Source organism: Pseudomonas savastanoi (assembly GCF_020917325.1).
Taxonomy (GTDB): domain Bacteria; phylum Pseudomonadota; class Gammaproteobacteria; order Pseudomonadales; family Pseudomonadaceae; genus Aquipseudomonas; species Aquipseudomonas amygdali.
This window is the reverse complement of the sequence record NZ_CP076652.1, coordinates 3,379,422-3,393,370: the sequence shown is the minus strand read 5'-3', so window position 1 is coordinate 3,393,370 and position 13,949 is coordinate 3,379,422. Positions and strand designations below refer to the sequence as shown.

Genomic DNA, 13,949 nt, shown 5'->3' with positions numbered 1-13,949 from the left:
TCTGAGCGGCCAAGGCCGCTATCGAAGCCACAAAGGCTTCAATATTGACGATAAAGTATGGGGGTGTAGCAGGCCTCATCTCCGATCAGAGTGCGACCTGCAACAATGGACTGGCGCCCGGCCAGAAGAGTTTCAAGAATTCGACGGTTTGCGTGGCTTCTTGGCAGCAGGCTTGGCTGGGGCATCAGTTGGCGCAGCGGCAGCCGGCTTTGCTTTGGGAGCAGGCTTGGGAGCCGCTTTGGCCGCTGGCTTGGGCTTGGTTTCAGCTGCGGGCTTGGCCGCTGGCTTTGCTGCGGGTGCTGACTTCGCCACAGGTTTGGCCGCGCCCTTGGCAGGCGCCTTGGCGCTGTCTACTTCAGGCAGCTTGGGCTTGCTCGACTTGCGCACGCTGGACTTGTTCGGTGCCAGGGCCTCGGCTTCTGCAAGCTTGCGCGCCATTTCCCAATGACGCTCGTCGTGTCCAGAGGGCTTACCCTCGGACTCCCAGATCTGGTAAGCAAAATCGCGAATTCTTTTTTCGTCGGCACTCATCTTGAGACTCCCAGCTATTACATAGTTTGAATAAGCAAATTGACGGAAAATCTTTCAAGCGCTGCACTGAGCGGTATCTCCCGAACGTGTGTTGTGACACCGTCGGAAAAGAGTCCTTTCCAGTCAGATCCAGAGTCGGCAAACGGAAGCATAATCCGTGTGTCGCCCCAATTGGCAGCATTAATCAATGGAGTTTGCGCAGTACCCAATAGTTCACTGCTTGTGCGTGGGACTACGATGATAGCGCGCACTCCTTGTGTCTCCCGGGCAAAAGCCATCACGTGCTCGGCGTGGCTACCCTTTATTTCCAGAGGCTGATAACGCCCCTCGCTGAACAGCGTTGGATGCTCGGCACGCAGGTTCAAAACCTTCGCAATCAGCGCCTGTTTGATGCGGCCATCCTGCCAGTTATCGAGCAGGTCGGCAGCGCTTGCATCTTCTGCCAGCGCTTTCTGTCGGGCTGCATAATCAACCGGTCGCCGGTTGTCCGGATCCACCAGGCTGAAATCCCAGAACTCGGTGCCCTGATACAAATCGGGAACACCGGGTACGCTCAAGCGTAGCAAGGTTTGCGCCAGACTGTTGAGTGCTCCGGCGGTCGCGATACGATTGGCCGTTGCGCTCAGGGACTGACGCAACGCCAGCGCTTCAGGGGCCAACAGCAAGCGTTCAAGAAATTCACGGCAAGCCGTTTCGTAAGGCTGATTCGGTGCGCTCCAGCTGCTTTGCAGCTTGGCTTCGCGCAGGGCTTTTTCCTGCCACTGCACCATGCGTTGCGCGTATGCCTTGTGAGCGTCTTCGCCCTCCAGGCTCAGCGGCCAACTGCCCAGCAGCGCTTGATAAAGCATCAGCTCGTCACCCGCACTGATGGCCGGCTCTTCGCCTTTCAGCGGCACCGCCAGTTGTCTCCAGCGTTCTACCTGTTCGGCGTACCACGGCGCACATTCACTCAAGACAGCAAGGCGTGTACGTGTGTCCTCGCCACGCTTGTGATCGTGCGTTGCAGTGGTCAGCAGGTTATCGGGGAATTTCTCCAGACGCTCCAGGCAGACCTTATGGAAGTCGTCCACCGGCGCACTGAAATGCTGCGGATGAAAGCCTACGTCGTTGCGCGACAGCAACACTGCTGAGCGATAGAACGAGGTGTCCTCAACCGACTTGGCGGCAACCGGGGAGGTCAGTTGCTGGAATCGTACACACGCGTTCTTGTACAGCTTGCGCAACGGTCCGCGTGGCAGTTTTCGCCACGCTTCGCCACCCAGCCAGCGTGCCAGATAATCCAGCACTGGCCAGTCGCCTTCGTTCAAAGTGGTGCGCGCGCCGTCCATTGCCTGCTGGAAATACTTGTCGTCCTGCGCCGAGCGGCCGCATACCGAGATATAGGTACGATAAATCGGAAAATTGACGATCAGCGCGAGCAGGGCACGGCGAATGGCACCCAGTGTGAGGTCACGACTCATCAGGTCGCTGCGTGCAACTTGCAGCAACGACTGCGCGACGTTCTCGAAATCGCCCGCCAGCGTGCCGTGCAGGACCAGATCCCGGGCAACCAGCACTTCCTGATCGAAGTCGGCGGTACGTTCTGTCAGTCGACTCCACAGCTCTCCAAGTGGCTCCTCACCCTTGGGGTCGTGTTGCAATAGCGAGACCTGATTCATGAACTCGTAGCCGGTCGTACCGTCCACGCTCCAGTCTTCACGCAACGGCTCATCCGGCCCCAGAATTTTCTCGACGAAAATAGGCAGGTGATCAATTTGCGCTTCGGCAGGACGCAGCTTGAGCAGACTTTTTACCCGGCGATGCAGCTTGCGGCCGTAACCACGCGGGTTGGCGAGCCCGTCAATATGGTCGATCCGCAACCCATCAACCAGGCCGTCGGCAATCAGCTGGAATATCTTGCCGTGGGTGGCCTCAAATACCTGCGGCCGTTCGACACGCAAACCGCCCAGTTCGTTGATGTCGAAGAAGCGCCGCCAATTGATGTCATCACCGGCAGTGCGCCAGCTGGCCAGACGATAGTGCTGACGTTCCAGCAGTTGATGCAGACGCTGAAAGCCTTCCGGCTTGCTGGAGTCGAAGTGCGCAAGGATCTGCTCGATGCCTTTGAGCACCTGCGGATCTTTCGCCAGCTCGGCCAGCTCGGTTCTGGCCTGACGTGCACGTTCGTAGGCTTGCGGGTATTGAGCAAGCGCAGTGAAGCGCTGGCCCATTTCCTTCAATTGCGGGTGTTCGACTGACTGAAGCAATGAATCATAGGTCAGCGGGCAGATCGGGAAATGATGCTGGTAGTGCTCGATGTAAAACGAGCCGTGCTCGGCGTCGAAGCGCAGCGGGATTTCCCCGGCCTGCAGGACAGTGCCGTAATCGCTGCTCAGAAAGGGCAGCAGCAACTGGCCTTCCAGCAACGGGTCTGGTGAATTCCACTGAATATCGAAGAACTCGGCGTACGGGCTGCGACGACCCCATTCCAGCAGGTCCAGCCACCAGGGGTTGTCTGCACCACCAACGGCCATGTGGTTGGAGACGATGTCGAGAATCAGCCCCATGCCATGTTCGCGCAAGGCCGACACCAGACGCAGCAGGGCAGGCTCGCCCCCCAGTTCCGGATTGATGACGGTCGGGTCGACGACGTCGTAACCATGCATCGAGCCAGCACGCGCTTTGAGCAGCGGCGAGGCATAGACATGGCTGATCCCCAGACTGGCGAAGTAGGGCACCAGTGGCACCGCGTCGTCGAGCGTGAAATCTTTATGAAATTGCAAACGCTGGGTAGCGCGCAAAGGCTGTAATGGACGGGTCATTGGTCACGCTCCGCAGCTTGCAGCCGGGATTGGGAGAGCAATTCCAGTCGTCGAGCAGCATTCGGGTTATCAAGCAAGGAGGCTGCATCGCCGGGTAGGCGCCTGCGCCAGTTCGGGTGGCTGTCAATGGTGCCGGGCAGGTTGGCCTGCTCCTCGACACCCAGCGCATCTTCCATCGGCAGCAGCACCAGCGGAGCGCGCGTATGACCCAGATAACGGATGCCCGCGTCGATGATCTGTTCCGGGTCTTCACTGTCTGACGGCAGGCTTTCGACGTTCTGGCTCAGGGCCCGGCGCAGGCTTGCATATTCGCGCCCACGTTCTTCACGCCACTGCGATTCATGTTGCTCGTCGATGTGACCCAGTCGTGCATTCCACTCGATGTCCAGCTCGCTGAGCCAGCCTGCCAGTGTCGGCAAATCGTGGGTGCTGGTGGTAGCCAGTGCCTGGTCCGACCAATCAAGAATGGGTTTGAACTGACCGTTATTCTGTTCGAACAGCAGCACGCGCATGCCCAGAATCGCCCGGGCGCTGAGTTTGTCGCTAAGGCCTTCAGGCACAGTGCCAAGGTCTTCACCGAGCACGATCGCCTTGTGCCGCCAGGATTCCAGACTCAGCAGGCGCAGCATGTCATCCAGAGGGAAATTCAGATAAGCGCCTTCGCTGGGCGGCGATCCATGCGGAATGACCCATAGCCGTTGCAGGCCCATGACATGATCGATACGCAAGCCGCCAGCATGGGCGAAATTGGCACGCAGCATTTCGATGAACGCGCGAAACCCGTTACGTTTGAGGCCGTCCGGTGAAAAGGCCGAAATCCCCCAGCTCTGTCCGGCGCGGTTGAGAATGTCGGGTGGTGCGCCAACGGTCAGGGCCGACAGCAACTCGTCCTGACGACTCCAGGCCTGACTTCCGGCACCATCGGCACCCACAGCCAGGTCAGCGATCAGGCCGATGCGCATGCCACTGCTGCGTGCTGCAGACTGCGCGCGCTCCAGGCCGCGGGCGATAAGCCATTGAGCGAATGCATGAAAACTGATCTGCTCGCTGTGCGCTTCGGCAAATGCTGCAACGGCTTCACTGCGAGGGTCTTTGAACTCGTTCGGCCATTCATGCCAGTTGTTGCCGATATTCAATGTTTCGGATTCGGCACACAGCGCTTCGAAGCGGCAGTGATTCTCCAGGGCCTCGCCACCGCTGTGGCGGAAGCTGTTGAAGTCTTCGTGCAAGGGGTGATCACCCACACTGAACCCTTCATACAGCTTGTGCAGCGCTTTCCACTTGGCTTGGGCAGCAGCAGGCCAGTCAATCAACTGCTGTGCTTCCAGTTGCTTCATTTCGTCGCCGACGCGCGCATCTTCTATCGCCTGACGCCATGCATGTTCACCCAGAATGGCACCGGGCGATGCGCACAGGCTGTTGAGAAACAGCCGGCTGGAAGGCGAATAAGGGCTGTAACGGTGTGGATCATTGGCGAACATTGCATGGATCGGGCTAATGCCCAGCGCATCGGCGCCGCGCTCTCCTGCAGCGCGAACAACCTTCTCCAGTGCTTCAGTATCGCCAAAACCGCCATCGCCCTCGCGGCGCAGGCTGTAGAGCTGAGCAGTCAAACCCCAGCCGTGTGGCTTCGGCGCATCGGTGGCCATTGCCATGCTGAAACAGGTTTTCGGGGCGACAGCAATGGTCAGATGTTGACCGGCAATTTCCAGCTGTTGATAGCCGGGCGGTGCCAGCGCTGGAAGTTCGCCGGACGCGGTGAGCCTGGCGTCCAGCGATGAACCGTCTTCGAGGTGCAGCGTGAATGGCGTTTGCGGCGCGAACCACTCGGACAGATCCAGATTACTGTCCGTGTCGACCGTCAGCAGCGGCGGGGCGCTTTTGCCGTGGCTGGCGTTTTGCAGGCTTAACAGGCTGGCATCGATGGCCTCGCCGTTTTCAGCAGGGTAGCCCAGCGCTTCCAGAACCTTGCGCAGTACATCAGGGCTGACAGTCTGCGGCCGAGCGTTGGCATCGACCCAATGCACCGATAGCCCTGCCTCGGTCGCAAGCCTCTCCAATTGCTCATTGTTCATCCTGTTCCTCCAGAACATCACTTGCTGTCAGGCTGACAATGGCCGTGTAAGGATTGAGGATGGCCTGCGGGGAAAGTTCGGACGATTTTGCCGCGCTGGAGAATATCTGCCGGGCATTTTTCTGCGCCGGGGCATCGACAGCCTGTTCGCTGAGGTTCAGGTCGATGCGCAGCTCGCTGCCATCGCCCAGCGCCCAGCGTGCACTGACGGCCTTGTCGCCGAGAATATCGGTTTTCAGGAAGCGCGCCCCGGGCAGGCGCGGCATGATTTCCTTATGCCGCAAAGCCAGCAACTGTGTATAGAAGTCGACCCAGCTGCGGTGATCCAGGCCTTTGTCGGTCTCCAGATCAATGGCGGAAAACGCCGGACGCGATGCCTCGAATGTCTTGAGGTCGTTCGGGTCGGGAATGTGCTCGCGCTTTTCCGGGTCGGCGAATGCGGCAAAGTCGGCAAACTCCTTGCGACGTCCTTCGCGCACTGCATCGGCCAGTTCGCCATGGTGGCTGGTGAAGAACAGAAACGGTTCGCTGGCCGCCCACTCATCACCCATGAACATCAGCGGAATCGTCGGCGAAAGCAGCAACAGGGCGGTTGCGGCCTTCAGCGCAGCAGGCGTGCACAGCTGCGGCAAACGTTCACCGAGTGCGCGGTTGCCGATCTGGTCATGGTTCTGCAGAAACAACACAAAGGCAGTTGGCGCAAGGTGGCCGCTGGGCTCGCCTCGCGTGTGTCCATGCCGCGTCTGTTCGCCCTGATAGACAAACCCTTCGCTGAGCAGGCGCGCAAGCTTTTGCGTAGGCTCCTGAGCGAAGTCGGAATAATAGGCGTCGGTTTCACCCGTCAGCAGTACATGCAGAGTGTTGTGCCCGTCGTCGTCCCATTGTGCATCGAAGCCTTTCTCCAGAAGACCGGCCTGGTTGAACTCGTTCTCAAGGTTCAGCCACACGTGCCTGCCGGGCTCGATCTGGCCGCGTACGCGAGTTGCGAATTCTGGCAGGAACGTTTCATCGCGAATGGCATGCACAGCGTCCATGCGCAAGCCGTCGATGCGGTATTCCAGCAGCCACATCAGCGCATTGTCGACGAAGAAGTCGCGCACCTGCGGGCGGCGAAAATCAATGGCATCGCCCCACGGGGTATGCAGATCGCTGCGGAAAAAATCCTTGGCGTAACTTCCCAGGTAGTTGCCGTCCGGGCCGAAGTGGTTGTACACCACGTCCAGTATCACCATCAGGCCAAGACCGTGAGCTGTATCGATCAGGTGCTTGAGCTCTTCCGGAGTGCCATAGGAAGATTGCGGGGCGTAGTGCAGAACGCCGTCGTAGCCCCAGTTGCGATCACCGGGAAACTGCGCAAGCGGCATCAGCTCGATCGCGGTAATACCCATTTGCGCAAGGCGCGGCAGGTGTTTTTCCACCGCAGCATAGCCGCCCATCGCACCTACGTGCAGCTCATAGATCACCGCCTCATGCCACGGCCGACCTTGCCATGAGGTGTTTTGCCATGAATAGGCCAGAGGGTCCACTACGAAGCTTTGAGAATGAACATCGTCGTCCTGCGCGCGAGAGGCGGGGTCAGGCACTTCCAGTTCATGGTCGATTTTGAAGCGGTATCGAGTGCCCGCTTCGCAGCGGGCCTCAAGGACGAACCAGCCGTCCGGCTGGGGCAGCATGGCCAGTGACTGAACACCCTGGCCATCCTGGAGTTCGACATTTACGTAGTTGGCATCCGGTGCCCAGAGGGCAAACCGGGTGTGTTCGGGGTCTAGCAAGACGGCGCCGTGGCGCCAGTTATCGTCTGTACGCAGTGGCATCCATTGATCCTTAAACTAGTAGTTGCTGGAAATGCTCACGTTTTTCTTCAACAGGTCGCGGTAGAGATCTGCGTAGGGCTCTACTGCCTGATGCCAGTTGAAGGGAGCAGCCATTGCACGGCAGCGCATGGCGTTGAGCAGCTCACGGTGGGCGAATACCTGAAACGTGCGGTTCAGGGCTTCGGTGTAGCTTTCGATGGTTGATTCTTTGAACAGGAAGCCGGTCACGCCGTCCTCGATTGTGTCCGCCAGGCCGCCGGTGTTGCGTGCGACAGGCAGGGAGCCGAAGCGTTGCGCGTACATCTGGCTCAGACCGCAGGGTTCATAGCGCGATGGCATCAACAGAAAATCGCTGCCGGCGAACATGCGTCGTGCGTCGGTTTCATTGAAGCCGATACGCACACCAATGCGCCCCGGGAAGCGTGCGGCCAGCTCGCGCATGGCATCTTCTTCCTCAGGCTCGCCGCGACCGATAATTGCGATTTGTCCGCCGTTGTTGACGATGTGCTCGGCAACCCCGATGGTCAGGTCCAGGCCTTTTTGATACACAAGGCGCGAAACCACTGCATACAGGGGCCCGGTCGAGGCATCCAGCTCAAACAGCTCACGCACATAGTCGGCGTTGATTTCCTTGCGCGTCCATTCGTTGGGCGCAAAGTGGCAGATCAGGTGTTCGTCGGTCGCTGCATCCCAGCTTTCGTCGATTCCGTTAGGAATGCCGCTGAGCTGACCCTTGTTAGCCTTGCTCTGCAGAAAACCTTCCAGGCCGCAACCAAACTCTGGCGTGGTGATTTCCCGAGCATAGGTGGCACTCACGGTCGTAATGTGGCTCGCGAAGGCCATGCCTGCCTTGATGAAGGACAGCTTGCCGTAGAACTCCATGCCTTCCGGGGTGATCGCTTCATCTGGAATGCCCAGTTCACGACTCGAAGCGGTACTCACGGTCCCCTGATAGGCCAGATTGTGAATAGTAAAGATGCTTGGCGTGGACTGCCCGCGCCAGCGCATGTAGGCAGGCGCCAGGCCGGCAGGCCAGTCATGGGCATGGACCAGCTCGGGGCACCATTGGCTTTTCACTTCGCCAGCCGCAAATTCGGCAGCCGCGAGCCCCAGACGGGCAAAACGAATATGGTTATCGGACCAGTCGCGGCCATCGCTGTCGGCGTAAGGCGTGCCTTCACGCTCGTAAAGCTCAGGGCAGATCAACACATAGATCACAAGGCCATCTTTCATGTCCATGCGACCCACCTTGCAAGGTGGCAGTGCAGCATGCCCGCCCAGCTGGCTGATGATATGGATCGGGTTTCCGCTGTTGATGACCTGCGGATAACCTGGAATAAGAACCCGCACGTCATGCAGGTGGCGCATTGCTCGTGGCAATGCGGCGGATACGTCGCCCAGCCCACCGGTTTTCACCAGGTCGGCCAATTCCGAGGTCACGAACAACACTTTGCGTCTGCTGACCTGAGACATGGTCGGCGTAGGCTGAATTGTCGAGGTTGGTAATTGCAGCAAAGGAACGCTCTTGGTAGAGAAGACTGGCAGATGAGTCAGCTCGCCGACAGGCTGGTTAAAACTCTCTCCCTTCTGGGTTTTGACAGCGGCGCTAATCATCGATTTTTCCCCTTAAAACAGTCTTGGTGCATCACTTGATTTTTATTGGCCATTTCCTATGGCCGGGTACACATACGTGCACTACGCAAGATCAATACCCGTTTGGACCATGCGTAGTGACAAAGCCGCGTGATGTCGCCATTACCGGATGTCAGCCAATAGCATAGATGCTCCATTCACCTGACCGGGGCGTTTTGGAGAAGTTTCGACTTTTTTCTGCGCGAATGTCTGGCAAGGGCTTTGAAGCCGCGCCTGTCGGGACGCTGCAAGGGCCAGCCCGGCAGTCGTTGCGCTTTTTTATGGGTTAAATTCGAGTCCCGAGCGCGCATGACCGGTCGTCGGATCGTTCGACAATCGAGGTCATGCGTTTCTTTTTTATCGAAAAAAACGGGTGAGTGGAGGTGCTCATGAGCCCCATCGGTGCGTCGCGCCTTTTCTGGGTGCGTCTGGCGGTCAATCTATGGGCGTGGCGAGAAAATTCCTACATCCGCGCTGGAACATTTTGCAGCGAGGCAGGATAGAATCGGGCTGGACGCTCTAGTCACAGAGCTGGCTTGAAATAACGCGCTGGCCTGAAAGAGTTACCCTTTGACTGATTTTACAGAATCACTTTTATTGAATTGACGAGGATGGAAATGGAAGCCCCCGAGGTATTGGTACTGCAAGCGAGTTACACGAATCCCGTGCACGCTGATGCAATTGGATTTGTGCTGAACGAATATTCGATGGATGTCATGGGCACAGGTCGGCCACTGTCGAGCGATGCGCGTCAGCAGTTGGCTATCGAGCTGGCCAAACGTCCCTACGCTTTCAGTGTGCTGGCGTTCATTTCCGGAGAGCCGGTAGGTCTGGTCAATTGCTTTGAGGGTTTTTCAACCTTTGCCTGTCGTCCGCTGGTCAATATTCACGACGTTGCGGTCGTCGCTCAATACCGCGGTATGGGCATCAGCCAGAAAATGTTGCTCAAGGTGGAAGAGATTGCACGCCAGCGAGGTTGCTGCAAACTGACACTTGAGGTTCTGGAGGGCAATGAGGTAGCTCAAGGTGCCTACAGGAAGCTCGGTTTCGACAATTACCAGTTGAGCCCTGAAATGGGGCGTGCCATGTTCTGGCAGAAGGCGCTATAAAGTACGCAGCAGGTTTGTGTGCAGCCGTGTCGGGTGCAAGGGAAAACTGTTCAGCAGAATCGGACAGGGAAGGGGCGTAGACTGTGAGAGCAGATCAAGTGGGCAAGCCAGAATATCGGGCTTGCCCTGAAGCGTTTTAAGGGGTGATGCAATGGCAGTCAGGCTTGAAGCATCTTGCCGGGTGCAGACAAGTGGGGTTGCTGCAGCATCGAGCTCAAATGAGCGACCTTTTTCTGCAACTGCTCGCGCTCTTCTTTCAATGCGCGCAATTCGTCGCGACGGATCGTGACATACAGGGTTTGTGGTGCAAGTGCTGGTAGTACAGTGCCCATTGCTCACCTCGCAAATGGCGGATTCAACCTCAGAAAGGTCCGTGGCAATGACTTTCAATCCATGAGCGCCGCTGCTTACCCTCTCTATCGGCACCGATTTTGATTTCTTTTGCATGATTTTGGAACTTTTTTATTTTTAATTGTCGCGAATGTTTATTAATCGCGACAAAATGCACCACAGGAGGGCGTAAACGCCTTCATCTTCTCGCAAGGGAACCGACGTTCCGCCTCGCTTGACTAACCAGCATGCTCGCAGCCTGTCGATGCGCTGGACAGCAAGTGCGGCACCTTTTTACGATTTAAGGAGCACCTTCATGCAACTTGGGATTATTGGACTGGGCCGCATGGGCGGCAACATCGCACGCCGCTTGATGTTGAACGGCCACACGACGGTCGTGTATGACCGCGATGAGGCATCACGCAACGCCCTGGCCAATGACGGTTCGGTTGCAGTCGCAGGCCTGAAGGAAATGGTCGATGCGCTCGACAAGCCCCGCGCCATCTGGGTAATGCTTCCGGCAGGTGCGCCGACCGAAGAGACCATTCAGACCCTCAGCCAGTTGCTTGACGCCGATGATGTGATCATCGACGGCGGTAATACCTTCTACAAGGATGACATTCGGCGCGCTCAGGAGCTCACCGAAAAAGGCTTGCACTACGTCGATGTCGGTACGTCGGGCGGGGTATGGGGGCTTGAGCGCGGCTATTGCATGATGATTGGAGGCGAGGCTGCTGTTGTCGAGCGCCTGGATCCGCTGTTCGCGACACTGGCTCCCGGCCTTGGCTCGATCGAGCGCACTCGTGACCGCAAATCGACCGACGACCGCGCCGAGCGCGGTTATATCCACTCCGGCCCTGCCGGTTCCGGCCATTTCGTGAAGATGATCCACAACGGTATCGAGTACGGAATGATGCAGGCCTTCGCCGAAGGCTTCGATCTTCTCAAACAGAAAAATTCTGAACACCTGCCACCTGAACAGCGTTTTGACCTCAACACGGCGGACATTGCCGAAGTCTGGCGTCGTGGCAGTGTGGTGTCGTCCTGGCTGCTGGACCTGACCGCCGATGCGCTGGCCACCGACCCGCACCTGGATGCTTTCTCCGGTTCGGTTGCCGACAGTGGCGAAGGGCGCTGGACGATTGAAGCTGCCATCGAGCAGGCGGTTCCGGTTCCTGTACTGTCCAGCGCCCTGTTTGCGCGTTTCCGTTCTCGCCAGACAAGTTCGTACGCGGACAAGATGCTGTCCGCCATGCGCTTCGGATTTGGTGGCCACAAGGAACCCAAGTAATGGGCCTGTCGCGTGGCAGCGCCGAGCAAAAAGCCGAAGTGGCTCCCCCCACGACCCTGTTTCTGTTTGGTGCCCATGGAGATCTGGTCAAGCGCCTGCTGATGCCGGCACTTTACAACCTGTCACGCGACGGTCTGGTGGATGAAGGGCTGCACATCGTCGGCGTTGATCACAATGCGATCAGCGATGCCGACTTTGCGAAAAAGCTCGAGAACTTCATTCGCGATGAAGCCGCCGGCAAGGTTGCCGGTGGCGGCAAGGACCCACTCGATCCTGCGCTGTGGAGCAAGCTGGCCGAGCGCATCAGTTATGTGCAGGGTGATTTCCTCGACGACTCCACCTATCAGGACATCGCCAGCAAGATCGAGAGCACCGGCACCGCGAACGCGGTGTTCTATCTGGCTACTGCGCCGCGATTTTTCAGTGAGGTCGCCCAGCGGCTGGGTTCGTCAGGTTTGTTGCAGGAAACCGAAGATGGCTTCCGTCGTGTCGTGATCGAAAAGCCCTTCGGCTCCGATCTGGCCAGTGCGGTCGAGCTCAATGGCTGTTTGCTCAAGGTCATGAGCGAGAAGCAGATCTACCGGATCGACCACTACCTGGGCAAGGAAACGGTGCAGAACATTCTGGTCAGCCGTTTCTCCAATGGCCTGTTCGAATCGTTCTGGAACAACCACTACATCGACCACGTACAGATCACGGCGGCGGAGACCGTAGGCGTCGAAACCCGTGGCAGCTTTTACGAACACACCGGTGCATTGCGCGACATGGTGCCCAATCACCTGTTCCAGTTGCTGGCTATGGTTGCCATGGAGCCGCCGGCCGCTTTCGGTGCCGATGCTGTTCGCGGCGAGAAAGCCAAGGTGGTTGGAGCGATCCGGCCCTGGAGTCAGGAGGAAGCTCTGGCCAACTCGGTACGTGGCCAATATGCGAAAGGCGCGATGGGGGACAAGGAGGTTGTCGGCTATCGTCAGGAAGATCGCGTGGCGCCCGACAGCACAACCGAAACCTATGTCGCGCTCAAGGTCATGGTCGACAACTGGCGTTGGGTCGGGGTGCCGTTCTACCTGCGCACCGGCAAGCGCATGAGTGCTCGCAGCACGGAAATCGCTATCTGCTTCAAGCCCGCGCCGTATGCGCAGTTTCGCGACACCGAAGTTGACCGCCTCAAGCCCAACTACCTGAGGATTCAGATCCAGCCCAACGAAGGCATGTGGTTCGATCTGTTTGCCAAGCGCCCTGGTCCGGAACTGAAAATGGAAGATATCGCGCTGGGCTTCGCCTACAAGGATTTCTTCGAGATGCAGCCCTCCACAGGTTACGAAACCCTTATCTATGACTGCCTGACCGGTGATCAGACGCTCTTCCAAAGGGCGGACAACATCGAGAACGGCTGGCGTGCCGTGCAGCCGTTCCTCGACGCCTGGGCTGCGCAACCGGAAGTGCAGCTTTACGAAGCTGGCAAGGATGGCCCGCAAGCGGGTGAAGATCTGCTGAGCCGTGATGGCCGCGAATGGAGAGAATTGAATGTCTGAACTGCCCGTACAGTTCCTGTTGTCCGACATCGACGGCACGTTACTGCGCCGTGATCACAGCCTTAGCCAAGCCAATATCGACGCCATCAAGCGCCTGCGTGATGCTGGCGTTCACTTCACGCTGGCCAGCAGTCGCCCGCCCAGGGCCATGCGCCAGGTGATCGAAGCGCTGGGTGTGGATTTGCCCACCGTGGCGTTCAATGGCGGCACCATCACTCATCCCGACGGTAGCCTGCTGGTGGCTCATCGCATTGACCCGCGCGCAGTAAAGATATGTCTGGATTTGTTTGTCGGCCAGAACGTTGCCACTTGGGTGTTTGCCGACGATCAGTGGCTGTTGCTCGATCCTGACGCCGATTACGTCGATCATGAGCTCGATGCGCTAGGTTACCGCTATGTTCAGGTCGAGAGTTTCGAGCCGTACCTGGATCGCGTCGACAAGATCGTCGCGGCCAGTGCTGATTTCGACTTGCTCAAAACCCTTGAAGCGCAGCTCAATCCGGAGATCGAAGGGCTCGCGCTGGCAGCACGTTCGCAAAAATACTACCTGGATGTGACCGCGCTGGAGGCCAACAAGGGTGCCGCTCTGGTCGCGTTGGCGGACTATCTGGGAGTCGACCTTTCTCGCACTGCGGCCATAGGCGACGGCGGCAACGACGTGGCGATGTTCCACAAGGCCGGCTTGTCGATTGCAATGGGGCAGGGCGAGCAGACAGTCAAGGGACAGGCTGATCATGTTACAGATAGCAATGAGCAGGACGGCGTTGCCGTCGCCATCGAGCGTTACATTCTTCCGGCTTGATCGAGCGGTTTGCGCACGCTGACGAATCATCAT

10 protein-coding genes are annotated in these 13,949 nt (G+C 58.2%); 4 read left to right on the top strand and 6 right to left on the bottom strand.

All coding sequences use genetic code 11. The annotated features are described in order from the left end of the window. Positions 1-132: 132 nt before the first annotated feature. The 5 genes from KP808_RS14125 to glgA are packed head-to-tail and all read right to left on the bottom strand — an operon-like array spanning position 133 to position 8,834. Positions 133-531 (bottom strand): DUF2934 domain-containing protein, encoded by a 399-nt coding sequence (locus KP808_RS14125; protein WP_230016335.1) that lies wholly within the window; start codon positions 529-531, stop codon positions 133-135. Between the two features lie 17 nt (positions 532-548). Continuing rightward, complete coding sequence (locus KP808_RS14120; RefSeq protein WP_122280817.1) at positions 549-3,332, bottom strand: malto-oligosyltrehalose synthase; 2,784 nt, start codon at positions 3,330-3,332, stop codon at positions 549-551. Next, positions 3,329-5,407: a 4-alpha-glucanotransferase gene (malQ, locus tag KP808_RS14115; RefSeq protein WP_230016334.1), complete on the bottom strand. Its 2,079-nt coding sequence runs from the start codon at positions 5,405-5,407 to the stop codon at positions 3,329-3,331. The genes KP808_RS14120 and malQ overlap by 4 nt, the downstream gene beginning before the upstream one ends. After that, complete coding sequence (gene treZ / locus KP808_RS14110; protein ID WP_230016333.1) at positions 5,397-7,220, bottom strand: malto-oligosyltrehalose trehalohydrolase; 1,824 nt, start codon at positions 7,218-7,220, stop codon at positions 5,397-5,399. The genes malQ and treZ overlap by 11 nt, the downstream gene beginning before the upstream one ends. Positions 7,221-7,235: 15 nt before the next feature. Then, positions 7,236-8,834 (bottom strand): glycogen synthase GlgA, encoded by a 1,599-nt coding sequence (glgA, locus tag KP808_RS14105; RefSeq protein WP_004658556.1) that lies wholly within the window; start codon positions 8,832-8,834, stop codon positions 7,236-7,238. A gap of 635 nt (positions 8,835-9,469) precedes the next feature. Here glgA and KP808_RS14100 point away from each other — a divergent pair. Beyond that, positions 9,470-9,961 carry a GNAT family N-acetyltransferase gene (locus KP808_RS14100; protein WP_004658555.1) on the top strand — a complete coding sequence of 164 codons (492 nt, stop codon included), beginning with the start codon at positions 9,470-9,472 and terminating at the stop codon, positions 9,959-9,961. A 158-nt stretch (positions 9,962-10,119) separates the two neighbouring features. On the opposite strand, the gene KP808_RS14095 is transcribed toward KP808_RS14100, so the two are convergent. Continuing rightward, entirely contained in the window at positions 10,120-10,293 is a 174-nt protein-coding gene (locus KP808_RS14095; protein ID WP_002553283.1) for a DUF6026 family protein, read from the bottom strand. 314 nt (positions 10,294-10,607) lie between these two features. Between KP808_RS14095 and gnd the strand changes: the two genes are divergently transcribed. The 3 genes from gnd to KP808_RS14080 are packed head-to-tail and all read left to right on the top strand — an operon-like array spanning position 10,608 to position 13,916. Next, the gene (gnd, locus tag KP808_RS14090; protein ID WP_058408149.1) at positions 10,608-11,582 is read left to right on the top strand and encodes a phosphogluconate dehydrogenase (NAD(+)-dependent, decarboxylating); all 975 of its coding nucleotides are present in this window, start codon (positions 10,608-10,610) and stop codon (positions 11,580-11,582) included. Further along, the gene (gene zwf / locus KP808_RS14085; protein WP_058408148.1) at positions 11,582-13,114 is read left to right on the top strand and encodes a glucose-6-phosphate dehydrogenase; all 1,533 of its coding nucleotides are present in this window, start codon (positions 11,582-11,584) and stop codon (positions 13,112-13,114) included. Before gnd ends, zwf begins: the two co-directional genes overlap by 1 nt. After that, positions 13,107-13,916: an HAD family hydrolase gene (locus KP808_RS14080; protein ID WP_230016332.1), complete on the top strand. Its 810-nt coding sequence runs from the start codon at positions 13,107-13,109 to the stop codon at positions 13,914-13,916. Before zwf ends, KP808_RS14080 begins: the two co-directional genes overlap by 8 nt. Positions 13,917-13,949 lie beyond the last annotated feature (33 nt).